Here is a 24,178-nt window from a genome sequence, read left to right as displayed (position 1 = left end):
ATCATCCTGCTTCTTTTTTTTCTATCTAAATGGTGAGGTCATGGTATAATTAATGCATATTACTTCGCGGAGGTGCGGAAATTGCTTCCTAAGGTCAACCAGATTTTACATATGCAAATGAACAGTATTGATGAAGAAGAGTCCAAAATCGAATATAAGTCTAGAATTGCGGATGTGACAGAAAGCGCGATTATCATTGAAATCCCTTTGAATGAAAAGACAGGACGATTGAAAAAACTTTATCAAGGTGATGAGATTAGTGCTCATTTCCTAGGTCAAGGCGGTGTGAAGCATTATTTCACAACAGAAGTTGTAGCTTTTACGGAGGATGTTATTCGCTTGATCGAACTAAGACTCCCAGAGTTAAGTGCGATTACGCAAATACAACGCAGGAATTTCCTTCGAGTTTTAGCAGAATTAGAAATCGCCGTGAAGCTGAACGACCAGATCCAATTTATTGGATTGACGGATGATGTTGGCGGTGGAGGTATTTCATTTATTTGTGATGGTCATATTCCGATAGGCTTAAATGCAATCATATCTTGTTGGGTACTTGCGCCATTCAAAAATGGCACGATCGAGCATATTCCGTTTACAGGTGAAGTTGTACGCGTGAAAGGTACGGAGACGGGTAAGCAATTAGTCATGATTCGATTCGCAGAGATCGCGGATAGAGAGCGGCAGAAACTGATTCGTTTTTGCTTTGAGAGACAAATGGATTTTCGCAAACGCTAGGGATTGAGACATAAACGCTAAGGGTATACTGCTATGCATATCGGATGCTAGCGGGAGCGTGATCTCATGTCCAAGGAACCAGAGACAGAACCATATGAACAGTTATTTTTGCGCTTTTCTGCGAAAGTAGAGAAGGTCATTATTAGAGCTGTAATTTTCGTTATTATATTGCTAGTTTGTGTACAAGCATTACTTCAAAATGCGTATATTCGCAAGCATTTCACACGTGTCGAGCCACTCGAAGGGCAACCATATATCGTACCGGAACATCCCTTAAGAGAACGCTCATAAGCGCATGAAATCAAGGTAGGATAGAACCCAAGTTTTGCATATGACCATGTTGTGTGGTATAATTTCTAGTAATTAGCAGGCAAGTGCCTGCTTTTTTGTTCGTAAGGTACTGTGAAGTATTGTTAGGAGGAACAGCAGCTTGGATAAGTTCAATATTGCCATAGATGGTCCTGCTGGAGCCGGTAAAAGCACCATAGCACGGCTAGTTGCCGGTGCACTTGGTTTCATTTACGTGGATACAGGAGCCATGTATCGAGCAGTAACGTGGAAAGTACAGCAAGAAGGGCTGCTACCTGAGCAAGAAACAGAAGTGGCTGCGTTAGCCAATCGAATGCAGATTGAGCTCATCCCTGGAGATGAAGGGCAACAGGTCATCGTAGATGGTGTTGATGTGACGAAAGCGATTCGTTCAACGGATGTAACGACACATGTTTCACAAATTGCCAGCTATGGCGCTGTACGTCATTTGTTAGTTGCGCTACAGCAGCAAATGACTGTTTCCAAAGGCGTAGTCATGGACGGCCGTGACATTGGTACACATGTCATGCCAGATGCAGAGATCAAGGTTTTCTTAACCGCGAGTGTGAAGGAACGTGCTGAGCGCCGATTCAAGGAATTAGAAAACAGTGGTACGAATACACTGACTCTTTCCGAATTGGAGCAGGATATCGCACGTCGCGATCAATTCGATGAGGCGAGGGAAATTTCACCACTGCGTAGGGCGCATGATGCCGTGTTGATGGACAGTACATCAATGACGATTGAAGAAGTAGTGGAAGAAATTCTTGGACTTTGCAAGGACAAAGTCGGAGGTGGCAAATAAAGATGCTATATCGCATCGGAAGAGCCTTATTTCGATTTATTTTCACCGTTTTTTTCCGAATGCGTGCTATCGGCATGGAAAATGTTCCAACGCAAGGGGCAGTTGTTTTGTGTGGTAATCATACTAGCTTCTTAGACCCACCATTCTTAGGTTCACCACTGCGCCGCAAGGTGCATTTCATGGCCAAGGCGGAGCTGTTTGATATACCAGTACTGGGGTCTATCATATCTAAAGTAGGCGCATTCCCAGTTAAACGCGGAGGCGTAAGCAGAGAGTCGATTCGACTTGCTGTACAGCTGCTGCGTGATGGCAATATGCTAGGTGTTTTTCCTGAAGGATCTAGAAGCAATGCGGGTGGAATGGGGAAGAAAGGCGCTGCTAGTCTTGCATTGAAGTCGGGCGCGGCAGTTGTTCCGGTAGCTATCGTAGGTACCTACTCACTATTCCGTCGTATGACGATCGTTTACGGTAAACCACTTGATATGAGCGCTTATGAAGGCGGTAGTTCAGAGGATCTGGAGCAGGCGACGGAAGCGATTATGAAAGAAATTCGCCGACTACATACAGTTACTAGTAAAGCATAAGCAGAAATGTATGGAATCGAAAGCTTGGAATTATACTAACCATAAAGTGATTTGAACTTATTATTGTGTTTGAAACAGAGTAGGAGCTTGACTGCTGCTTTGTGACTTATAAATTATTTTTGTTGGTTGTAAATAGAGGAGGCTAATCTCATGTCAGATGAAGTAAAAGTTGAAGATCAATCACAGGAAGCTCAAGAAACGGCCGTATCACAAGCAGAAGCAGAGCACGCGCTTAACAATGTTGCTGTGTTGAAGAAAGGCGCTACGGTAAAAGGCAAAATCGTTAAAGTAGACGCTGATCAAGCTTTCGTGGATATCGGTTACAAATACGATGGCGTCATCCCAGTTCGTGAGCTTTCTTCCGTAAGCTTGAACGATGCTGCGCAAGCAGTCGAGCTTGGTCAAGAAGTAGAATTGAAGATCGTTTCCATCAACGATGCAAAAGAAACGTTGGTATTGTCCAAACGTGTTGTTGACAACGAGAAAGCTTGGGAAACGCTACAAGGACAACTTGAGAGCAAAGAAATTATCGAAGCAGCTGTTGCTGAGGTTGTTAAAGGCGGATTAGTTGTGGATATTGGTGTACGTGGATTCGTACCTGCTTCCATGGTTGAGCGTCAATTCGTTGAAGATTTCTCTTCCTACAAAGGCCGCACATTGCGACTTCGTGTGAAAGAAATTGATCGCGAGAAAAACAAAGTCATCCTTTCCCAAAAAGATATTTTGGATGAAGAGTTCGAAACAAACAAAAAGAAAATCATCGAAGGTCTTCAAGTTGGTCAAGTACTAGATGGTACTGTACAACGTTTGACACAATTCGGTGCATTTGTTGACATCGGTGGTATTGATGGACTTGTTCATATTTCTGAACTTGCTTGGCAGCATGTTGAACAAGCTTCTGATGTTGTTAAAGAAGGAGACAAAGTTAAGGTGCAAATCCTTAAATTGGATCCATCCAATGACAAAATCAGCTTGAGCATCAAAGCTACGCAAGATGGTCCTTGGTCAAATGTTGAGCGTGATTTCAAAGCTGGTGATATCGTAACAGGTACAGTTAAACGTCTTGCAGCTTTCGGTGCATTCGTTGAAGTGGCACCAGGTGTTGAGGGGCTTGTTCACATTTCCCAAATCGCACACCGTCACATTGGTACTCCGCATGAAGTTTTGAAAGAAGGCCAAGAAGTACAAGTGAAAATCTTGGAAATCAACCTTGCTGAGAAACGCGTTAGCTTAAGCATTAAAGATACAGAAGATGCTCCTGAAGCACCTGCTGGTGCAGCGGCTCCGTCATCAGCTGGCAAGCCAGATAGAGAAAGACAACCGCGCGGTGATCGTGACCGTGGTAACAGCGCTAGTCACCAAAAAGAAATTGCTGGTAACGAAAACGTATCCCTAAGCAATCAAGGTTTGTCCATGACACTTGGTGAGCGTTTCGGAGATAAACTGGCTAAATTCAAAAAATAAATAGATCCAATTTCTAGGGAGGTTACAGAAATGCGCATCTCACGCAAAATGGAGCATGTCCATTATGCGCTGGAGCTTGGTCAAACTCGTCAACAAGGGTTGGCGGATATCAAGCTTGTGCATAACTGTCTTCCTGAGACTTCGACGGATCATATTGCTTTAACAACAACAATCGGCGATCTCACTATGAGTTCGCCGATTTTAATTAATGCAATGACCGGCGGCGCTCACGAGACAGAGAGCATTAATCGCGAATTGGCCATACTCGCGAGGGAGAAAGGTTTGCCTATGGCTGTTGGCTCCCAGATGTCAGCTATTAAGAATAGCGAAGTGGCATCCAGCTATGAAGTGGTGCGGCGCGAGAATCCGAAGGGTATCATCTTTGCTAATTTGGGGAGTGAAGCCACAACGGAACAAGCATTACGTGCGGTAGAGATGATAGAAGCGAATGCGCTTCAAATCCATTTGAACGTTATGCAAGAACTGATTATGCCAGAAGGTGATCGCAGCTTCGTAGGCATGCTTGGACGCATTGAAAGCATTGTTCGTCACACGCCTGTACCGGTAATTGTGAAAGAGGTAGGCTTTGGCATTTCGCGTGATAATGCGAAGCAGCTAAGAGATGTTGGTGTTCAGGTACTCGATGTGGGAGGCTCAGGCGGCACGAATTTTGCTGCTATTGAAAATGCGAGACGATCTGCTGCATTAGATTGGCTGAATGATTGGGGTACACCGACAAGTATGACTTTATTAGAAGTCCTATCTGTTTATCCGTGGGGTTCTATTATTGCGTCAGGCGGCATTACAAATGCATTGGAAGTGGCGAAAGCACTTACCTTAGGCGCATCGGCAGTGGGTATGGCAGGAGCATTTCTGAAGGTATTGCGTGTAGATGGTGTAGATGCACTTCACGATTATGCAGAAGAACTTCACCAAGGACTCATTTTAATTATGACGGCATTAGGAGCTAATTCGATTCAAGCCCTTACAAGGTGTCCAGTTGTCATCGTTGGAGATACCGCGGAATGGTGTCGAACGAGAGGCATTGACTTAACTTCATACGCAGAGCGAACTATTCAGAGTAAATAATCAAAATATTGCCATACTAAGGATCAGGCAGATCTCCCTTATTACTTACTTGAGGGGGAGCCTGAAGATCCGTAAAGCACATTGATGACAGGATGTCATCGATAGCTACGCAGGCTAGGTGGTTTGATTATGAATGCTGGTTATCTATCGCTTATTCTCCTTTGCATCACGTTGATCTTGCTCGCCAGCGGCTGGAAGGAGCTGTACATCCGAAGTATATCGCATAAAGGCATGCTTCTTTTTTTTGCCTCTTGGCTGATCGGATCACGAGTTACCGTAACGATACAACATGTACATATTCAACTTGTTTATGTTGTTGTACTAACGATTGCCTTTAGTATTCTTTATGTCACACAAGGTTTTATACATAAGCTACATCTGCTTTCCATAGGACTACTGATTGGTTCACTACACTTTCTATTTCAACAACTGCTAGAAATGGACCCGATTCTTATCATTCGTAATTCAGAATGGCAGACTGCTCTGTTAATTGCCCTGGTAGCCGTAGTTGTTCAGCGCAATGCTTGGGAACAAATTGCAGCCATTTCGATCGGATATTTGATCGGGGATATGTATCAAGCGAGTATTCACGAAGTTGACGGCTTTCATCAGTTGGGTATGGCTACGTTTCAAGATCAATGGTGGTTGTCTATTTTTACAGCAAGAACAATAACGATTGTAGTACAAGCTGCATACAGTGGTTGCCGAACCGTAGTGAGAAGCTGGTTAGACCGCAGGGGGGGCAACTAAGCAATGGATATAGCTTGGTTACATACGCATCGGTATACCATTGGGATTGTCATTGGTGTCATTTTTGGCATTTTGTCGCGAATCAATATGCTGCGAACGGATTATCGGCAATATCCAACGTATCCACATGGCAAAATCATTCATATCTCACTTGGCGTGATAGCCGCAGGTCTTGGAGCGGTTGCTGTTCCTGCACTGTTGGATAAAAACTACACAGCAGTCACGTTTCTTTCTTTAGCGGCACAACAATTTAGAGATGTGCGCAATATGGAAAGACAGAGTTTAACGAAAGTGGATGAGTTAGAACTTGTCCCCCGTGGAGCCGCCTACATCGAAGGGATTGCGATGGTATTCGAAGGCCGTAATTATTTGGTCATTATGACAGCTTTTTTGGCTTCCTTTTTTAGTATATTAGGAGCTTGGTACTGGGGGATAGTTGCTGGATTAATATCAATCTGGCTTGCAAATTTCTTTAAATCGGGTAGCAAATTAGGGGACATCGCTGATATTGAACCCGTTGATATTCATATGGATGGGCCGGATGTTTCGGTGGGTTCTATTTATATCATGAACGTAGGACTTAGGGATTCGCGTGAAAAAATAATGAAATATGGTCAAGGCTTTCTCATTAAGCCGAAAAATCGTAATGCCCGTGTAACGATTTCTCATGTTGGACAGCGGCAAGCCATTATGTATGATATGTCTACTTTGTTCGGTGTGTATCGTGATGAGGGCGAGCCTTCCTTACGGCCCATGGCTAAATTGGACCTAGACTCAGGGACGATCGGTTTGCTCTTACTTTTGCAGGAAAATGACAAAGAGAAAACATACACTGCCCTTCATCGTGTACCTGTTCTTGAAAGTGCTGTGCGCATGCCTTCTGAAGCTGGTGTAAATAAAAAGAAGGAGGGGTAAAGCCCTTATGTCGCAAATTCTCGCGATCGTGACATTGTCGAAAGACCGTATTGCTGGCGGTGCGCCAATTTTTGTGGTTGAAGGTGAAGAGGAGATGCAGAGAACCGCATTCTCTTTAGAGAAAATGTTAGACGCGAATGCCCATGATCTGAAAAATGGTACGATGATTCTGGTGAAACATTCCTGATTATCCGGTGGAAGGGCGCATATTTAATAGAAGTCTCAAAAGAGATTAGCCAAGGCGCCTCTTTTTTGTTATGATGTAAGTTGCGTAATTTTCCATGTATGATCATGGAATCCGAAGGAGAGATGTAAATTGGCTAGACCTGTACTTGCAATTGTAGGCCGACCTAATGTCGGGAAATCCACCATTTTTAATCGAATCGTAGGCGATCGTATGGCGATCGTAGAAGATAAACCAGGTGTCACGCGAGATCGTTTATATGGTGTTGGTGAATGGCTTAATACATCGTTTAGTGTCATTGATACAGGCGGTATTGAAATTGACGGCGAAGACGTAATTCTGAAATCTGTTCGTGTACAAGCTGAGCTTGCTATTGAAGAAGCGGATGTCATCGTGTTCATGGTTGACGCGAAGGCGGGCGTAACTCCATCGGATGAAGAAGTAGCGCAGCTACTATTCCGTTCCAAGAAGCCAGTTGTCTTGGCAGTAAATAAAGTAGATAATTTGGCACGTCAAGATGATATCTATGAATTCTATTCCCTTGGTTTCGGTGATCCTGTAGGGATTTCGGGTTCGCACGGAATTGGGATTGGCGATCTTCTTGAGGTCGTATGTAACTTATTCCCTGACAAAACGGATGACGAGTATGGCGAAGAAGTTGTTAAATTCGCATTGATTGGTCGTCCAAACGTTGGGAAATCGTCAATGACAAATGCGATTCTTGGTGAAGAGCGAGTCATTGTGAGCGACGTTGCAGGTACAACACGTGATGCGATCGATACACCTTTCGAGCGTGATGGACAGAAGTTCGTTATCATTGATACAGCTGGTATGCGTAAACGTGGCAAAGTTTATGAGAACACTGAGAAATATAGCGTTATGCGGGCAATGAAAGCTATTGAACGAGCAGATGTGGTGCTTGTTGTAATCGACGGACAAGAAGGTATTATTGACCAAGATAAACACATTGCAGGCTATGCGCATGAAGCAGGAAAAGCGATTGTCATTGTCGTAAATAAATGGGATATCGTTGAGAAAGATGATAAGACGATGCAACATTTCACGACGACGATTCGCGATCATTTCTTGTTCTTGAGCTATGCACCAATTGTGTTTGTATCTGCGAAAACAACACAGCGGCTTCATAAACTGCTGCCTGTTATCGTACAAGTGGCTGAGAATCATGCCTTGCGTGTACAAACGCATCTCCTGAATGATGTTGTTTCCGATGCGGTTGCATACAACCCACCGCCAACGGACAAAGGGAAGCGTCTGCGCATTAACTATGTGACGCAAGTAGCCGTTAAGCCGCCAGTGTTCGTACTCTTCGTGAATGAGCCAGAGCTTATGCATTTCTCATACGAACGTTATTTGGATAACAAAATCCGTGCTGCATTCGGCTTTGAAGGAACGCCCATTCGCATCTTGAGCCGTAGAAAAACTTCGGACAAAGAATAGGAGATGTTGTACATTGCTTTCGATAATAACAATTGTAGTGGGCTATTTACTAGGATCCATCAGCTTTAGTTATTTATTCGGAAAATGGTTCAAGGGAATTGATATCCGTAAGCACGGCAGTGGGAACGCGGGGGCAACGAATACGCTCCGCGTTCTGGGGAAGGGGCCAGCAATCCTCGTCCTGCTGCTGGATGCCTTAAAAGGCGTCGTAGCTGTCTTACTGGGGGTCTGGGCTGCTCCTGGATCTGATGATATCTGGATTTCTGTTTTGTGTGGGTTAGCAGCCATTGTAGGGCATAATTGGCCTGTGTTTTTCGGCTTCAGAGGTGGTAAAGGAATTGCGACCACCATTGGAGTCATGGCAACACTTTGTTTTGTCCCTACCTTGATCGCAGGCTTAACAGCCATCGTCATCATCGCTATCACACGATTCGTATCGCTCGGCTCCCTTATTCTTACAGCACTCTTACCTTTTCTAATTTGGGGAATGGACCGGCCGTTACCTGTTTTGTGGATAAGTATTTTGCTTTGTGCTTTTGCCTTCTTACGTCACCGGACAAATATCGTGAAACTTATTCAAGGTAAAGAAAACAAGCTGGGCCAGAAAAGAGCCTAACGAAAAACAACTACGCGTAGGAGGGGAAACCGTGACACATAAAGTATCGGTCCTTGTAGCTGGAAGTTGGGGGACGGCACTCGCCTCAGTATTGGCGGATAATGGGAAAGAAGTCCTTCTATGGTCTCGTAACGAAGAACAAGTGGTAGAAATTAATGAAAAGCACACGAATAGCCGTTTTCTCAAAGACATATCGCTATCTCCTTCGATCATAGCGACCCATTCTTTGCTAGAAGCTGTACAAGATGCGGATGCGATTATTATGGTCGTTCCATCTTCAGGCATGCGTGAGGTTGCTTCACGAATTCGTCCATTTTTGAAGAAAGATACACTTATTATTCATGCGACCAAGGGTTTTGAAACAGGTACACTTAAGCGTATGACAGAGGTGCTCGCGGACGAGCTCCCCGAGATGGATCCGAAGCGATTCGTGGTCCTTTCGGGACCAAGTCATGCAGAAGAAGTTATTTGCAAAATGCCGACAACCGTCGTTGTCGCAGCAGAGGATTTAGAAGCCGCTGAGGCTGCTCAAGACCTACTTATTACGCGATATTTCCGTGTGTATACGAATCCGGATGTAACAGGTGTTGAGGTAGGCGGCGCGCTGAAAAATATCATTGGACTTGGGGCAGGGCTAACCGATGGTTTAGATTTCGGTGATAATGCGAAGGCGGCACTTGTTACTCGAGGGCTCGCGGAAATCACGCGACTAGGTACTGCAATGGGGGCTAACCCTCTTACCTTTGCTGGATTAGCTGGAATTGGTGATTTGATCGCTACCTGTACAAGTAAACATAGTAGAAACTGGCGAGCAGGCAACAAATTGGCCAAAGGGATTCTATTAGAAGATGTGCTCAAAGAGATGGGAATGGTTGTTGAAGGCGTGAAAACGACGAAAGCAGCCTATGACCTGGCGCAACGCTATGAGGTCACCATGCCGATTACGAATGAATTACATAACGTTTTATTTGAAGGAAAATCTCCACAACTTGCAGCAGGTGATCTTATGGGACGTGTGCGTACACACGAAATGGAAGAATTACCGATGACAAGATAAACAAAAGGTTAAACAAAAGGGTTGAGATAGCCTACACCAGTTCTTCTCCGCACTCATACTATACCCTATCAGGATTTCTCATTAGCTTAGGGTACAGGAGGCGGCACAATTGGCGAATAAAGATATGTCGAAGGACGTATTAAGTGTGGTCAAGAAGAAGACGGGCAAATCCGTTACAGCTAAAGATATCGAAAAAATTGCAAGTGGAGTGAAACCTTCTACCATGCAGAGTGAAGTTCAATTAAGAGCTCTCATTAAACAGGTTTCTGGATTAGTGAATGTCAAGGTGTCTGAAGAAACGATTAATGATATCGTTCAAGCCGTTAAAAGCAGTAAACTTGATACCAATAATATGCAGCAATTGATGAGCATGATGATGGGTAAGAAATAAGAAGCATGAAGGGGTCCATCCCCTTTATGCTTTTTTCTCATTCTGTGCTATACTTACATGTGTTTCATTTTTACGATTTTTACATAAGGAGTTTATTATATGTCACCTTTAGACAAAATGTGGGCCTCATTCGTGGCCATGGGACTGATGGTTGTTGCGTCATTCCTGATCTCGTATGCACGTACAAGAACATCTGGCGTATGGCGCGGAGTGCTGTCTTTCATTGCTTTTTTAATGTTTATTCCTATCTTACTTTTTATGTTATCTTCGTTGTTTTAACCAACCGGAGGGGAAATCATCATGTTAGAACTGAAAACACGCAAAACGCAGATAAAACTAACGCCCGAGACGGGATTAACCATTCTGGACCATGCTTTGAAGGCAGATGTGGATTGGGGATTCTCATGTACGCGAGGAACCTGCGCGAGATGTCGCTGTTACGTTGCTGAAGGTCGTGAGCTGCTCGCAGAGGCTTCCGAAGCGGAAGAGGATCGACTAGAGCCAGAGGAGCTTGCACAAGGCTATCGTCTAGCCTGTCAATGCGTAGTAAAACAAGTGGGAACGATTTCCGTTACGCACAAGCCTTATTTTTAAAAAAATTACTGCCTGAAAGGTGTGGGCATGATGAAACTGCTGGAGCCATTACTCCCGTCGATTTCGACTATTCATACTCGGTTACAGCAAGCCCATAACGTTCAATGGCTGATTGGTGGAAGCTGTGGCTTACTCCTGCATAACGTCGATATTGGAAGAACTCCCAGAGATTTGGATATTTATATCGATCTGAAGGATGTTCACACGGTACATAAATTGCTGCAGACTTACGCGATTGATAACCCAGAATTTAGTGAAACACCTATATATGCTTCGATGCTGAGTCATTATCGGATTGATGGACATGCCATTGAGGTTGTTGGTGATTTTAAAGTCAAGGCGCTTGGATCCTTATATCAAGTTGAAGTCAATTACTTGTTTGAGAACTATTACAGTTCTGCCTCCATTGAGGAGTGGAAAGTTCCAGTTATGCCGTTAGCGCATGAATTTCTCTTTAATGTTCTGCGAAATCGGCCCGATCGCTATGAACCGATTCTCAGAATGATGCAAGAACATCCTGACAAACATATGCAGGCTTTGAGTGATTTGATGAACCGTAATCAGTGGGGTCATGAATTTCAAGTGAAGATGAACGAATTGCTAGATTGGAACCGGTGACGATGATGAGTGTATTTGATGTTCATTTTTGGCCAGATAATAAAAAAATTAAAGTAAGACCAGGCACAACATTGTTGGACGCCGGTAATAAAGCCAAAGTTCATATAAGAACGCGTTGCGGAGCAAAGGCCGCTTGTTTAATGTGTAAAGTAAAGGTAGGCGACCAAAGTGGTCTAGCCCCTCTGAATACGAATGAACGGTTGAAGCTTGGCTCCCTAGTAGATGAGGGGGTTCGTCTTGCATGCCAAGCACGAGTTACAGGTGATGTGGAAGTAAACATTCCGGAGGATCCCTTAAAGGCAGCAATTCGAGCTCAGCTAGCTAGACAAGCGGAGGATGACGATTTCATTTAGACAAGATAGGATGGTTGAATAGTGAAAGTAAAACGACAACGAACCCAAGGTAGAAGCTTGCTTCTGGCACTCATCTTGGTTATTTTGCTTACAGGCTGCGCGTACCCACAAGAACTACGGAAAGAGAATCTGATTAATCCTGCAGAATTTATTACCGTTGTGGGGCAAGCTGTTGATACCTATCATGAGAAAACAGGTGTACTTCCCATTAAAAATAGTGAGATGACAACACCACTCTATGAGAAGTATGTGATTGATTTTCCAAAACTAAAAAAAACGAATCTGCTCAGTACAGTGCCCGCGAACGCATTTGAAAGCGGAGGTGTCTTCATCTACGTACTCGTTGATGCCGAAACGAAGCCTACGGTGAAGCTAATGGACCTGTCCGCCTATCAAAGTGTGGAAGACGTGCAGAAGAAAGTAAATGATTACATAGCGAAACATGGTGGTAATATGCCGCAAGGGGTTGCCATTAATGATGCTTTTGCCTATGTAGATTTCAAATTGATAGGGATGAAAGAACCGGATATTAAATCTGTGTATAATCGAAAAAATGCCATTACGTACATTTTAAACAAGCAAACGGGAGAAGTAGCCATAGATTATGCAATGGATATCAACACGTTCATTAAGAATAATGCTTTAGAGAATTCCTTGAAACCGGATCAAGATTTGAGGCGGATTCTTGTAGATAATTCCTATTTCGTGCCGATTCGGAGCGTTTCCTATGCCTGGAAAGATAAACAACCTATGCCACAGAATTGAAAATGAACTAACCTCTTACCCATGTGTAAGAGGTTTTTTTGTCTTTATAGAATAAGCGCAACGGACTGATCATATATTCTTTCGAAAGCCGTATGTGCTTCATAAAATATGAGCGAAAAAAAGTTGAAACGCATCTATCATATTTCTATCGAAAGTACATATATTTTTACTAGTCCAAATGAATGTACGAGTAGTCAATTGTTACCGTCACTAGCGTCAGTTGACGACCAAACTGTAGGAGGGATTCTCTTGGAGAAAGTGGATATCTTTAAGGACATTGCAGAACGAACGGGAGGGGACATTTACCTGGGGGTTGTCGGAGCAGTCCGGACAGGGAAATCAACCTTTATAAAGCGTTTTGTGGAATCTGTAGTGCTGCCGAACATTCAAAGCGAAGCGGATAGGATCCGGGCTACCGATGAACTCCCGCAGAGCGCTGCTGGCCGCACGATTATGACAACGGAGCCGAAATTCGTACCGAATACGGCGGTTCAAATTTCTGTGGCTGAAGGACTGAACGTCAATGTCCGCCTTGTTGATTGTGTCGGGTATGCAGTCGATGGCGCCAAAGGCTATGAAGACGAGAACGGACCTCGGATGATTAATACACCATGGTTCGATGAGCCGATTCCTTTTCAAGAAGCGGCTGAGATTGGAACACGGAAAGTCATTCAAGAGCACTCCACATTGGGTGTTGTGGTTACGACAGATGGCACGATCTCGGATATCCCGCGGTCTTCCTATGTATTGGCAGAGGAAAGAGTTATTAATGAACTTAAAGAGGTCGGGAAGCCGTTCATTGTGATCATAAACTCTCAGAAGCCAAACAGTGAGCCTGCACTTGAGCTGCGCAGCGAGCTGCAAAGCCGCTATGATGTTCCAGTTGTAACAATGAGTGTAGCTAGTGCTGGAGAAGAAGAAATGGTCTCCGTGCTTCGTGAAGTCCTGTATGAGTTCCCGGTTCATGAAGTGAATGTGAACTTGCCTAGCTGGGTAATGGTTCTAGATGAGAATCATTGGCTGCGGACACAGTTCGAAGCATCCGTTCGCGATACGGTACAGGATATCAGACGCTTACGCGATGTTGATCGTGTTGTCAGCCAATTTGCTGAATATGAGTTTATCGATAAGGCTGCATTAGCAGGGCTGAATATGGGGCAGGGTGTGGCAGAGATTGATCTCTTTGCACCTGATGAACTCTATGATCGTATTCTCGTCGAGGTCGTTGGTGTTGAGATTCGCGGAAAGGATCATCTTCTCCAGCTTATGCAGGACTTCACACATGCGAAGAGGGAATATGATCAATTCGCTGAGGCTCTTGAGATGGTCAAAACAACCGGGTATGGGATAGCGCCTCCTACACTTGCTGAGATGGCGTTAGATGAGCCTGAGTTAATCCGTCAAGGCTCCAGATTCGGCGTACGTCTAAGAGCAACTGCGCCTTCGATTCATATGATTCGAGTGGATGTAGAATCCGAGTTCTCACCGATCATCGGAACTGAAAAGCAAAGTGAAGAGCTTGTACGTTATCTCATGCAGGATTTTGAGGATAATCCGCTCAAGATTTGGGAGTCCGATATTTTCGGAAGATCACTGCATTCGATTGTGCGAGAAGGCATACAAGGCAAGCTTGCCCAAATGCCAGACAATGCGAGATACAAACTTCAAGAAACGCTTGGACGTATTATTAACGAAGGCTCTGGAGGCTTAATCGCCATTATATTGTAATAAAATGTGGACAAAAAACACTCGAAAGGGTGTTTTTTGTCGTTTAATAGCGGAAAGACCCACATAAAATGGAAATAGATACTTGAAATTGCTCTCTGAGTGTATTACTATGAATTTATTCGTCTGCTTTCAAAGTTCATTTTGCTTAGAAAATCAACGATTTTTCAGAAGTTTATGTATAATTTCTAGGAAAACGGTGAAAACAGGAAGTAACGGTAGTGAGAAATTTTGGGGGGAGGTGAATGGCATGAATAAATCTGAATTGATCAACAAAGTTGCGGAAACATCTGAGCTTTCCAAGAAAGACGCAACGAAAGCAGTAGATGCTGTTTTTGATGCAATTTCTGAAGCATTGCAAGGTGGAGATAAAGTGCAATTGGTTGGATTTGGTAACTTCGAAGTTCGTGAACGTTCTGCTCGTAAAGGACGCAATCCACAGACTGGTGGAGAAATTGATATCCCAGCAAGCAAAATCCCAGCTTTCAAACCTGGTAAAGCACTTAAAGATGGCATTCAATAATTTGTATTTATACATAGGATTGAACGTTACATAATTATAAAGCCGTGGCCGCTAAATGCGGGTAGCGGCTTTATTTGTTTTGCCTGAAAATGGCTTTACAATTTGAAATTCTCCTACTATACTAACAAAAGTGAATGCGTTATTTTTGGCTGTAAACGTAACGGGGTATGGCGCAGCCTGGTAGCGCGCACCCTTGGGGTGGGTGAGGTCGCACGTTCGAATCGTGTTACTCCGATTATGACAGAGACATCGGTGTTCGATGTCTTTTTCTAATGCCAAGAAACGAAGCGAGTTAACATTCATATGATTGAATCTCTTGGATTACGTAGGGGGTACAGGGTTGACTAAATTGAAGTTGAATGAGCTGATTAAGTCACTGGATTGGACAATGTTCGGAATAATTGCTTCTATTTTCTTGATTTGGCGAATTGGTACGGTGGGCAACTGGAGTACAGAATGTTGGATATTACTATGTATCTGTTTATTAGGCGTGCGGAAGGATCAGATCGATGTAGATTGGAAACGCTTTTTTCTATTCGGCATTCCCCTATTAGGTGTTTTTTATTATTTTTATGGGACAGGCAATGGATTTTGGTGGAAAATTGCAAACTGGATGTTTGAAAATAATCGCCACCCCTGGCGCTGGGATAGCTATATGAACGCAATCCCGTTGAATTCGGGAGGTTGGGCAAGGTGGATCTCAACACCATTTTTGGATAGAGCTATGGTATGGGTGTATAACTATGGCTTTGTGCTTTCGCTTTGGATCTGTATTGTTCGCAGTTTCTGGACACGTAGTATTAAGAAAATGTTGTCATACGCGCTTTCAGGGCATATGCTGCAATTTCCGCTTATCTTGCCTTTTTATAATTTGATCCTGCTTCATGAAGTATGGTACGTAAATAAGCAGCCTGATTTACTTCATCGTGTGTTTGCAGATGAAAACTCCTTATTAGTAGCAGTTATGAATTGCTTTCCTAGTATGCATACGTCCATTTCGTTTGCCATGCTGCTACTTGCACTTCGGGAGAAGGATCGCATCTTCAAATACATGATGGTCACGTATTGTTCGGCTATTATATTTTCGACGCTGTATTTACAAATTCATTGGCTGATCGATGTGATCGCAGGCATGTTATTTGCGTATGGAACCGTTAAATTGACGGATCTTCTTATTCGCTTAGGATCCACGCATGCTTTGCCAGCGAAGTTCAAACAATTTTATCGGAAACGCGCAACAACATCAGCCCCTTCTGAATTAACTATCTAGTACATGTTGACTTCCGGTTACTTTTTTTGGCATCATTAGGTAAGGTATGAAGGTTAGGGAAGAACGGAGGATGGATATGGAACAATCGAATAAATCAGATCAGTCAAATTCGAACGGTAACGAGTATTTCGTGATTAAAGCGAAAGATAATGGGGTTCATGTGATTGGATTAACACGTGGACAAGACACACGTTTTCATCATACAGAGAAGCTAGACAAGGGTGAGGTTATGATTGCTCAGTTTACTGAGCATACATCCGCGGTTAAAGTAAGAGGCAAAGCTTTGATTATGACCAAGTTTGGCACGATCGATACAGAAGAATAAAAGCGTATTCCAATAAACGGCTGCAACGTCCATCTTGGACGGGGCGAAGTGTTTGTCATGAAATACATCCATGTTATCGTGTGTAACAATTGAATACATATATTTTAAGAAAAGCAGGCATAGCCTGCTTTTTTTCTATGTACAATGGTGTATAGGACTTGTTTATTTGGATAACCTGTCGGTTATTTGGCTCCTGCATATGCTTAGGGGGTGTAGATTGTGAAATGGTCAATGCGTATTGTGATCACATTAGGGATTTCGGTTGTTGTTGCGATTAGTCTATCCATGTTACCAAAGCTGGATCTTTCTTCAGGCTTAGGATCTGCCTACACGTGGTCCAATAATCGAGGGGGACAGCTCACCGAGAATAACTTGGCAGATCTTCTAGTTCAAATTCCACTGCAGCTTCGAATACGGAAAGTAGAACTAAGTACGTCGCGGTTGTCACTCGATTTAAGTTTACCCAAAAATGCGGAGACGATTGCGGTATATCGTGATTTGTATACAATTGCACAGACCATGCTAGTTAAAACCAAAAATGTCGATCAGGTGTGGGTACGTATTATTGACTATTCCGGCTCGGCCGATACAACCTCAACTCAGCTTGTCTTGGCTATGGTTGCTCAACGTGAATTTGGCGAAGATATGGAGAAGAAGCCGTCAGAGCTTAGTTTAATTCAATTGGAGCAAGAGCTTCAGAACAGATTTCGCATCACGTATACCTCCAAATGGCAACAAAAGTATCCACTATAATTTATTGTGCTTCTATTAACGTGTTATGCTATAATAATTTGGATTGAGACATCCAGTTTCATTAAATGATATTTGGCATACGGTTACGGAGGCTTTTGCATGAATTCTTATCGGATCCCTGAGATCGCTAAACAGTACACGCAGTATGATATGATCCAAATTCACACAGACTTGCCCGATTTTCCCGAGTTGCGCACACGTCTGTTGTTTGCATTCTTGAATGAAAATAACAAACTAAGCTCATTAAGTGAATTATTTACTTTAGCAACAGCACTTGTGCAGCTAGGACTCGATACTCATGATCTTGTGACAGTGTCCAATAAAGTCAAGGAGAAGAAAGCATCAAGATCGAGGCAGTTAAAAGTGCTTGCAGGTGATTACTTTAGTGCGAGATTTTATCATCTACTTGCTAAAACAGGGCAGATCGATATGATTAAGCAACTTTCGAATGCGATCTGTGAAGTCAATCGGTTAAAGATGAGCAGCTACACGAAAATGAAACAGCTGAAAATGACGGCAGAAGATTACATTCACCTCACGGTGGAAATTAAATCTCAGCTTTTTTTGTCTTTTTCAGAAGTTATGAATGGTGCGAACAAACAAGCATGGCCTGAAATTCTGAGAGGCTTTGTGAGATGTGAACTGTTGTTCACAGAAATTTTCCGGATTGAAACCATTTCTAAGTTCAGGGGCAGTTGGGGTTATTGGCATATTAGCCAGAACGGTACACGAGAAGAGCGGAAGCAATTACAAGGTGAAGAGGTTGATACAACGAAGGTTCGTACACTTCTACATAAATACAATATATCTTCACAGTTGTATCAATTGCTGAACATTCAAACGAAGCAATTGCAGGACTTTGTAAAGAAGCTTGAATCGGATAGGCTACAAAGTGAACTCTTTCACATGGGAGAGCCCTTTTTACGATTTGCTGGGGAGCATCCTAAAGTGTTAGAAGAAATTTAAGGGGACCTGGGAAATGAGTGTAAGCAATACGAGTAATGAAAATAAAAAAGCGAAAAGTAAAGAAGAATTTGTACATGGTGTTTTTGAAAGCATCGCACCTAAATATGACTTGATGAATAATATCATTAGTTTTAATCGTCACAAAGCATGGCGTAAATTTGCAATGAAGAAGATGAATGTACAGCCTGGGGCTACAGCAATAGATTTATGTTGTGGAACTTGTGACTGGACCATTAGTCTTGCTCAAGCTAGTAGAACAGGGAAAATGGTTGGATTGGATTTCAGCCAAAATATGTTGGATATTGGTGCCGAGAAAATAAAACAACAACACTTAGATCAGCAGGTTGAGCTAATTCAAGGAAATGCGATGAGTCTTCCGTTTGACGACAATACGTTTGACTTTGCTACAATCGGGTTTGCCTTGCGTAATGTTCCCGATCTTGAACAAGTCATTCGAGAAATGCAACGTGTCGTTAAGCCCGGAGGGCTAGTTGTGTCTTTAGAGCTATCCAAGCCAACATGGCAGCCATTTAAGTCTATCTATTATGTATATTTCCGACATATCATGCCGTTCCTCGGCAAATTGATTGTTAAGAAATATGAGCAATATAAGTGGTTACCGGAATCATTAATTTCGTTTCCAGATCATAAGCAACTCGCGGCCATCTTCTCGAAGAATGGTTTAGATCACGTACAGGCCCATCCACTCTTTGGTGGTGTGGCGGCGCTACATGTAGGGACAAAAGGTAATAAGAAATCAGGAGTGTAATTCACATATGTTTACTAAATTAAAGATTTTTCTCGAAATGATTAAATTCGAACACAGTGTGTTTGCTTTGCCATTTGCCTTCATGGGGGCTATTCTCGGTTCCGTTGTATGGCAGGGACATTTGCCTAGCTGGGCACAGATCGGTTGGATCACCTTAGCTATGGTGGGGGCACGCACTGCCGCGATGGCATTGAATCGTGTAATTGACCAAGCCATTGACAAACGTAATCCAAGAACTGAGAATCGAGCAATTCCAGCTGGACTCATTTCAATACCGCAAGTTATTCTCTATATCATCATCTCGTTTGCAGTTCTTTTTTGGGCAACCTATCACTTAAGTGCATTGTCCATGAAGCTTCTACCCATTGCAGTGTTCTTTCTTGTGATTTATTCCTATACCAAAAGGTTTACTTGGACATGCCATTTCGTACTGGGCTTGACGTTGGGACTTGCTCCGCTTGGCGGTTGGATTGCGGTTACAGGTCAATTTACATGGTCATCGATCATCTTTTTCCTTACGGTTGCTTGCTGGAGTGCTGGTTTCGATCTCATTTATGCTTGCCAGGATGCCGAGTTTGATCGCAAAGAAGGGTTGCACTCATTGCCAAGTCGCTTTGGCATTAAAGCAGCACTACTAACAGCACGAGTACTGCATGTCTTAACCGCAATCGGATTAGTCTCCTTATTTTTCATCACGCATCTGAGTTGGTTGTATTTGGTGGGGCTTATTATTGCTTATATATTGTTGTTTAAAGAACATAGGCTCGTTACACCGCAGGATTTGTCCAAATTAAACACGGCTTTCTTCACGATGAATGGCGTATTGAGTTTAGTCATGTTTACTTTCACATTGCTTGATGTCCTTGTGAGTAAGCACTCATGAGCAGCGGAAACTGGGTTATTGGAATTTCGGGTGCGAGTGGAGCGATCTACGGAGTCCGATTATGTGAAGTATTGTTGGATCTTGGGTTAGATGTGCATCTTATTATTACAGATGCAGGTTGGCGTGTGCTGCAGGATGAACATGACTGGAGTGCAACAAAACGTCAAGAGGTGCTTGAGAAGCACTTCGGTGGACGAGCAGGTTCGTATGAATATCATCCCGTAGCGAATATTGGTGCGACTGTGGCAAGTGGTTCTTTTCGAACCAGAGGGATGGTTGTGATTCCGTGCTCGATGGGAACATTATCTGGCATTGCGCATGGTTCGTCTGATAACTTGCTTGAGCGTACCGCGGACGTCATGTTAAAAGAAGGAAGAAAATTAATTCTGGTGCCAAGGGAAACACCTTTGCATGCTATACATTTAGAAAATATGCTTACCCTAACAAGAATGGGTGTGCGAATGATACCGGCTATGCCAGCCTTCTATAATCGTCCGCGCTCAATCGATGAGATGGTTGACTTTTTGGTAGGTAAAGTGATGGATAGCATGGAGATTGATCATTCCTTGTACCGTAGATGGGGAGATAATGATGAGCAACCTAGACCATAAAATCCGAATAGGTCGAATCAACTATACAAACGTGTGGCCGATCTATTATTATTTCCCTGAGCTGATGAAGAGTTCAGAAGTCGATATTATTGAACAGGTACCCACATCTCTTAATAAAGCTATGGCTGAAGGCCAAATTGATATGGGACCCATTTCTTCTTTTTCATACGGTCAATTTTTTGAGGATTATATGCTTTTCCCGGATCTATCCGTTAGCTCCTATGGCGAAGTCAACTCGATTCTTCTTTTCCATGACAAACCATTACGAGAAATCGTGAACGGGAAAATCATTCTGCCTACGACGTCTGCGACATCTGTAAATTTACTTAAAATTATTCTAGAAAAATTTTATAATGGTAAACCGACGTATGAATATGCGAAGCCAAATCTAGACCAAATGATGGAGGGAGCAGATGCTGCTCTTCTCATTGGGGATGACGCCATTAAGGAAAGCTGGCGAAATCAAAAGTACATGATTACGGATCTCGGTCAAGAATGGGCTAAATGGACGGGGAAATGGATGACGTTCGCTGTCTGGGCAATTCGTAAAGAAACGATTCGTGCCTATCCAGAGCTTGTAACTACTATTTTTGAAGCATTTAAGGCAAGTAAGGAAAAGGCTCATCGGGAGCCAAAGTATATGATTGAAGAGGCACAAGCTACTGTTGGTGGCACTTCCGACTATTGGCATCATTATTTTCATACATTGTGTTATGATTTCGCGGCTGAGCAGTGGGATGGACTTCATTCGTACTATCAGTACTGTTTCGAACTTGGTTTCTTACCGAAGCCAGTTCAGATTGGCATTTGGGAAGAAACTAAAGTGGCACGGGTGACCGAATGAAAAATTTGTTGGATATATATGCAAGGAAAAGAAGAGATATTTCAGCGATAGAGAAAGAGCTGGAAGAGAGTGTGAATAACGATCACTCTTTGCTAAGAGAAACTTCGATCCACCTACTTAAAGCGGGAGGAAAACGGATTAGACCCGTTTTCGTTCTTCTTTCTGGTGAATTTGGTCATTATGAACTCCAAACGATGAAAAACGTAGCAGTGCCATTAGAGCTTATTCATATGGCTTCTCTTGTGCATGATGATGTTATTGACGATGCGAACACACGACGTGGTCAATTGACGGTTCGCTCCAAGTGGGATAATCGCATTGCGATGTTTACAGGGGATTATATTTTTGCAAGAGCGCTAGGTGTGATTACTCAGATTCCGGATCCGAGAATTCACCAGATCATGTCAAAAGCAATTGTTGAAATGTCCATTGGAGAAATGGAGCAAATTCGTTTTTTCTTTCATTCCGAGCAAACCATACGTGACTATTTACTTCGCATTCGACGCAAAACTGCATTATTAATAGCAATTTCTTGCCAATTGGGTGCGATGGCTTCAGGCGCTCCTGACTGGATAAGCACTAAGTTGTATAATTTTGGGTATAATGTAGGTATGGCCTTCCAAATTAGGGATGATATTCTGGATTTAACAGGCACCGAAAAGCAGATCGGGAAACCGCCTGGAAGTGACGTTAAGCAAGGGAATATTACGTTGCCGGTGATCTTGACCCTGCAAGATCCAGCTTTAAAGCCAATGATATTGACAGAACTTGATCGAATACATAAACTGGATGGACAAACGGATATAAGTCGATTCTTAGAAATGATTCGAGGCAGTGCTGGCATTAAGGAAGCCGATCGACTTTCCCAGGTATATATCGATAAGGCGATTTCGTCATTAGACACATTACCGGATAACCAAGCGAAGAAAGATCTCATCGAAATCGCTCATTTTATCGGGAATCGATCGTATTAACCAGTTTTCTGACGAAAACGTAAGCCAATGCTTACGAAGTCAGTTTTCTGGCGATAACTTTTTAGGAGGTAGTCTTTCAATGGAAAAAACATTTCTCATGGTTAAACCAGATGGTGTACAACGGGGGCTTGTCGGCGAGATTGTAAAACGGTTTGAACAGAAAGGTTTCCAATTGATTGGCAGCAAGTTGACGGTTATTTCCCGAGAACAAGCCGAGATCCACTATGCAGAGCATAAAGGAAAAGATTTTTTCGAAAGACTTGTGAATTTCATTACATCAGGACCTGTTTTTGCCATGGTATGGCATGGTGACCAAGTTATCACATTGTCGCGAACCATGATTGGCAAAACGAATTCATTGGAAGCCGCACCTGGAACCATTCGCGGTGATTATGCTGTACATACGAATCTTAACCTGATTCATGGGTCTGATTCACCAGAAAGTGCTGAGCGTGAAATAAATAATTTTTTTCAGCCAAACGAAATTCTTACATATTCAAAAAACATACAAGAATGGATCTAATCTTCCATCGCAAAGAATCTGTTATCGGATACGACACAGGTTCTTTTGTTTTTTAATGAAGGAATTTGGTAAATCCACACAGAATGTATCAAGGTACATAATGATCAAGGTGGGTGGACAGCATGGAGGATCAAGATTTTTTGTTGTTTATTAAAAAAATAAAGGAACACACGTCCATTGATCTTGCGTTGTATAAGGAAGCGCAAATGAAGAGACGATTAACTACCTTGCGAATGAAGCGAGGTTACAATACGTTTATTTCTTTTTTTGAAGCGATGATGAAGGACAAGGAACTATTCTATGAGTTTTTGGATCGGATGACGATCAATGTTTCTGAATTTTGGAGAAACCCGAATCGTTGGGAGCTTGTAGAACAGAAGTTTATACCTGAGATGCTGAAACGGAATCGCCGGTTGAAGATTTGGAGTGCAGCCTGCTCCACAGGTGAAGAACCGTACACACTAGCCATGATTTTAGCTGAGCAAGGGGCATTGGCTGAGACGAGCCTACATGCTACAGATATTGACGATGGTGCCTTGGAGAAAGCACGTAAAGGGATGTACTTAGATCGTTCCGTACGTGATGTACCAGCTAATTATGTGAAGAAATATTTTAAACAAGATGGCTTAATGTTTCATGTTTCGGATGAACTCAAAAAGTCAGTTAGATTTCAGAAACAAAATTTACTTGTTGATACATTTGATAGCGGTTACGATCTGATCGTGTGCCGTAATGTCATCATTTATTTCACAGAAGAAGCGAAGCATGTGCTGTACCAGAAGTTTGCCAAAGCCCTTAAACCAGGCGGCCTGCTTTTCGTTGGCTCGACAGAACAGATTTTTTCTCCTGGTCAATATGATCTGGAAGCGGCTGAAACGTTCTTTTATCGGAAAAAAGGAGTATAAGAACTTCCTTATTTTCCAATACTAAGATGTAGCAGTTCAAAGTGAAGGAGACACCAAGCTTTGAACATTGCATACACGCTTAGGGGGCTATCATGGACAAACGCAAGGTGATTACCGCTTATCGCAGAGGAATGATTTCCATTCAAGAATGTGCTCAAATTTTAGGAGTTGATTCCTCACAAATTACGGGTCTTATGAATGATCCTCAGCTTTGTGAGCCTCCGAGGGTCGTCCAGAAGCAACCTATGCACGGCTAATACTAGTTCTTGCCTAGATGATGACACGCTTACGCGGAAGGGTTTGTCCCTGACCTGTGAAGCGTGTTTTTGCATTTGTGTTGTTGCCAAACCTGAGTAGCTATACTATAATGACAACAGATAATCGCGCGTCAAAGCGCTAAAGTGCTTGGTGCTGCAGCTT

32 protein-coding genes and 1 tRNA gene are annotated in these 24,178 nt (G+C 43.0%); all 33 read left to right on the top strand.

Annotated elements, in window-relative coordinates; translation table 11 throughout:
* Window positions 1–72 precede the first annotated feature (72 nt).
* On the top strand, window positions 73–735 hold the full coding sequence (locus tag ACSQ8O_RS29760; RefSeq protein ID WP_327205100.1) for a flagellar brake protein: 663 nt from the start codon (window positions 73–75) through the stop codon (window positions 733–735).
* A 66-nt stretch (window positions 736–801) separates the two neighbouring features.
* Entirely contained in the window at window positions 802–1,026 is a 225-nt protein-coding gene (locus tag ACSQ8O_RS29755) for a hypothetical protein (RefSeq protein ID WP_436244605.1), read from the top strand.
* A 139-nt stretch (window positions 1,027–1,165) separates the two neighbouring features.
* Window positions 1,166–1,849, top strand: coding sequence for a (d)CMP kinase (cmk, locus tag ACSQ8O_RS29750; RefSeq protein ID WP_056614445.1), 684 nt, complete (start codon window positions 1,166–1,168; stop codon window positions 1,847–1,849).
* A gap of 2 nt (window positions 1,850–1,851) precedes the next feature.
* Window positions 1,852–2,433, top strand: coding sequence for a lysophospholipid acyltransferase family protein (locus ACSQ8O_RS29745; RefSeq protein ID WP_056614442.1), 582 nt, complete (start codon window positions 1,852–1,854; stop codon window positions 2,431–2,433).
* A 150-nt stretch (window positions 2,434–2,583) separates the two neighbouring features.
* On the top strand, window positions 2,584–3,897 hold the full coding sequence (gene rpsA / locus ACSQ8O_RS29740; protein WP_056614440.1) for a 30S ribosomal protein S1: 1,314 nt from the start codon (window positions 2,584–2,586) through the stop codon (window positions 3,895–3,897).
* 30 nt (window positions 3,898–3,927) lie between these two features.
* Complete coding sequence (fni, locus tag ACSQ8O_RS29735) at window positions 3,928–4,986, top strand: type 2 isopentenyl-diphosphate Delta-isomerase (protein WP_436244604.1); 1,059 nt, start codon at window positions 3,928–3,930, stop codon at window positions 4,984–4,986.
* A gap of 129 nt (window positions 4,987–5,115) precedes the next feature.
* Entirely contained in the window at window positions 5,116–5,736 is a 621-nt protein-coding gene (locus tag ACSQ8O_RS29730) for a YphA family membrane protein (RefSeq protein ID WP_436244603.1), read from the top strand.
* Between the two features lie 3 nt (window positions 5,737–5,739).
* Window positions 5,740–6,651, top strand: a complete 912-nt coding sequence (locus tag ACSQ8O_RS29725; protein WP_436244602.1) for a YIEGIA family protein — start codon at window positions 5,740–5,742, stop codon at window positions 6,649–6,651.
* Window positions 6,652–6,658: 7 nt separating this feature from the next.
* Complete coding sequence (locus ACSQ8O_RS29720) at window positions 6,659–6,838, top strand: capping complex subunit for YIEGIA (RefSeq protein WP_056614430.1); 180 nt, start codon at window positions 6,659–6,661, stop codon at window positions 6,836–6,838.
* A gap of 129 nt (window positions 6,839–6,967) precedes the next feature.
* Window positions 6,968–8,293 carry a ribosome biogenesis GTPase Der gene (der, locus tag ACSQ8O_RS29715; protein WP_068670360.1) on the top strand — a complete coding sequence of 442 codons (1,326 nt, stop codon included), beginning with the start codon at window positions 6,968–6,970 and terminating at the stop codon, window positions 8,291–8,293.
* A gap of 13 nt (window positions 8,294–8,306) precedes the next feature.
* Complete coding sequence (plsY, locus tag ACSQ8O_RS29710; RefSeq protein WP_436244601.1) at window positions 8,307–8,909, top strand: glycerol-3-phosphate 1-O-acyltransferase PlsY; 603 nt, start codon at window positions 8,307–8,309, stop codon at window positions 8,907–8,909.
* Window positions 8,910–8,940: 31 nt separating this feature from the next.
* Window positions 8,941–9,966: an NAD(P)H-dependent glycerol-3-phosphate dehydrogenase gene (locus tag ACSQ8O_RS29705; protein ID WP_436244600.1), complete on the top strand. Its 1,026-nt coding sequence runs from the start codon at window positions 8,941–8,943 to the stop codon at window positions 9,964–9,966.
* A 124-nt stretch (window positions 9,967–10,090) separates the two neighbouring features.
* Window positions 10,091–10,357, top strand: a complete 267-nt coding sequence (locus ACSQ8O_RS29700; protein WP_057312634.1) for a stage VI sporulation protein F — start codon at window positions 10,091–10,093, stop codon at window positions 10,355–10,357.
* Between the two features lie 99 nt (window positions 10,358–10,456).
* Window positions 10,457–10,636, top strand: coding sequence for a DUF2768 family protein (locus ACSQ8O_RS29695; RefSeq protein ID WP_056614420.1), 180 nt, complete (start codon window positions 10,457–10,459; stop codon window positions 10,634–10,636).
* Window positions 10,637–10,657: 21 nt separating this feature from the next.
* A complete protein-coding gene (locus ACSQ8O_RS29690; RefSeq protein ID WP_056614418.1) occupies window positions 10,658–10,951 on the top strand; it encodes a 2Fe-2S iron-sulfur cluster-binding protein in 294 nt (97 codons plus the stop codon).
* 27 nt (window positions 10,952–10,978) lie between these two features.
* Window positions 10,979–11,569, top strand: a complete 591-nt coding sequence (locus ACSQ8O_RS29685) for a nucleotidyltransferase domain-containing protein (protein ID WP_436244599.1) — start codon at window positions 10,979–10,981, stop codon at window positions 11,567–11,569.
* A gap of 2 nt (window positions 11,570–11,571) precedes the next feature.
* Window positions 11,572–11,922, top strand: coding sequence for a 2Fe-2S iron-sulfur cluster-binding protein (locus ACSQ8O_RS29680; protein ID WP_436244598.1), 351 nt, complete (start codon window positions 11,572–11,574; stop codon window positions 11,920–11,922).
* Window positions 11,923–11,943: 21 nt separating this feature from the next.
* A complete protein-coding gene (locus tag ACSQ8O_RS29675) occupies window positions 11,944–12,687 on the top strand; it encodes a hypothetical protein (protein ID WP_436244597.1) in 744 nt (247 codons plus the stop codon).
* 249 nt (window positions 12,688–12,936) lie between these two features.
* Complete coding sequence (gene spoIVA, locus ACSQ8O_RS29670) at window positions 12,937–14,415, top strand: stage IV sporulation protein A (RefSeq protein WP_056614411.1); 1,479 nt, start codon at window positions 12,937–12,939, stop codon at window positions 14,413–14,415.
* A 247-nt stretch (window positions 14,416–14,662) separates the two neighbouring features.
* Window positions 14,663–14,935 carry an HU family DNA-binding protein gene (locus ACSQ8O_RS29665; protein ID WP_056614405.1) on the top strand — a complete coding sequence of 91 codons (273 nt, stop codon included), beginning with the start codon at window positions 14,663–14,665 and terminating at the stop codon, window positions 14,933–14,935.
* Window positions 14,936–15,096: 161 nt separating this feature from the next.
* Window positions 15,097–15,170: transfer RNA gene (locus ACSQ8O_RS29660), tRNA-Pro, on the top strand.
* Window positions 15,171–15,275: 105 nt separating this feature from the next.
* Entirely contained in the window at window positions 15,276–16,205 is a 930-nt protein-coding gene (locus ACSQ8O_RS29655; RefSeq protein ID WP_436244596.1) for a phosphatase PAP2 family protein, read from the top strand.
* 76 nt (window positions 16,206–16,281) lie between these two features.
* Window positions 16,282–16,530, top strand: a complete 249-nt coding sequence (mtrB, locus tag ACSQ8O_RS29650; protein ID WP_056614396.1) for a trp RNA-binding attenuation protein MtrB — start codon at window positions 16,282–16,284, stop codon at window positions 16,528–16,530.
* Between the two features lie 219 nt (window positions 16,531–16,749).
* The gene (locus ACSQ8O_RS29645; protein WP_436244595.1) at window positions 16,750–17,283 is read left to right on the top strand and encodes a hypothetical protein; all 534 of its coding nucleotides are present in this window, start codon (window positions 16,750–16,752) and stop codon (window positions 17,281–17,283) included.
* Window positions 17,284–17,382: 99 nt separating this feature from the next.
* Window positions 17,383–18,249 (top strand): heptaprenyl diphosphate synthase component 1, encoded by an 867-nt coding sequence (locus ACSQ8O_RS29640; RefSeq protein WP_436244594.1) that lies wholly within the window; start codon window positions 17,383–17,385, stop codon window positions 18,247–18,249.
* 13 nt (window positions 18,250–18,262) lie between these two features.
* Complete coding sequence (locus tag ACSQ8O_RS29635; protein WP_436244593.1) at window positions 18,263–19,018, top strand: demethylmenaquinone methyltransferase; 756 nt, start codon at window positions 18,263–18,265, stop codon at window positions 19,016–19,018.
* A 7-nt stretch (window positions 19,019–19,025) separates the two neighbouring features.
* A complete protein-coding gene (locus tag ACSQ8O_RS29630) occupies window positions 19,026–19,901 on the top strand; it encodes a UbiA-like polyprenyltransferase (protein ID WP_436244592.1) in 876 nt (291 codons plus the stop codon).
* The gene (locus ACSQ8O_RS29625; RefSeq protein WP_436244591.1) at window positions 19,898–20,512 is read left to right on the top strand and encodes a UbiX family flavin prenyltransferase; all 615 of its coding nucleotides are present in this window, start codon (window positions 19,898–19,900) and stop codon (window positions 20,510–20,512) included. The genes ACSQ8O_RS29630 and ACSQ8O_RS29625 overlap by 4 nt, the downstream gene beginning before the upstream one ends.
* Window positions 20,490–21,356, top strand: a complete 867-nt coding sequence (locus ACSQ8O_RS29620) for a menaquinone biosynthetic enzyme MqnA/MqnD family protein (RefSeq protein ID WP_436244590.1) — start codon at window positions 20,490–20,492, stop codon at window positions 21,354–21,356. The genes ACSQ8O_RS29625 and ACSQ8O_RS29620 overlap by 23 nt, the downstream gene beginning before the upstream one ends.
* Entirely contained in the window at window positions 21,353–22,330 is a 978-nt protein-coding gene (locus tag ACSQ8O_RS29615; protein ID WP_436244589.1) for a polyprenyl synthetase family protein, read from the top strand. The genes ACSQ8O_RS29620 and ACSQ8O_RS29615 overlap by 4 nt, the downstream gene beginning before the upstream one ends.
* Before the next feature lie 79 nt (window positions 22,331–22,409).
* Window positions 22,410–22,853: a nucleoside-diphosphate kinase gene (ndk, locus tag ACSQ8O_RS29610; RefSeq protein ID WP_436244588.1), complete on the top strand. Its 444-nt coding sequence runs from the start codon at window positions 22,410–22,412 to the stop codon at window positions 22,851–22,853.
* Between the two features lie 122 nt (window positions 22,854–22,975).
* Window positions 22,976–23,758, top strand: a complete 783-nt coding sequence (locus ACSQ8O_RS29605) for a CheR family methyltransferase (RefSeq protein WP_056614352.1) — start codon at window positions 22,976–22,978, stop codon at window positions 23,756–23,758.
* Between the two features lie 92 nt (window positions 23,759–23,850).
* Window positions 23,851–24,015 carry a hypothetical protein gene (locus ACSQ8O_RS29600; protein WP_164483568.1) on the top strand — a complete coding sequence of 55 codons (165 nt, stop codon included), beginning with the start codon at window positions 23,851–23,853 and terminating at the stop codon, window positions 24,013–24,015.
* The last annotated feature ends 163 nt before the right edge of the window (window positions 24,016–24,178 follow it).

Origin of the sequence: Paenibacillus sp. LjRoot56 (genome assembly GCF_964253335.1) — a bacterium.
Taxonomy (GTDB): domain Bacteria; phylum Bacillota; class Bacilli; order Paenibacillales; family NBRC-103111; genus Paenibacillus_E; species Paenibacillus_E allorhizoplanae.
Note: the sequence above shows the minus strand (reverse complement) of the source record. Positions and strands in the feature narration are given on the sequence as shown.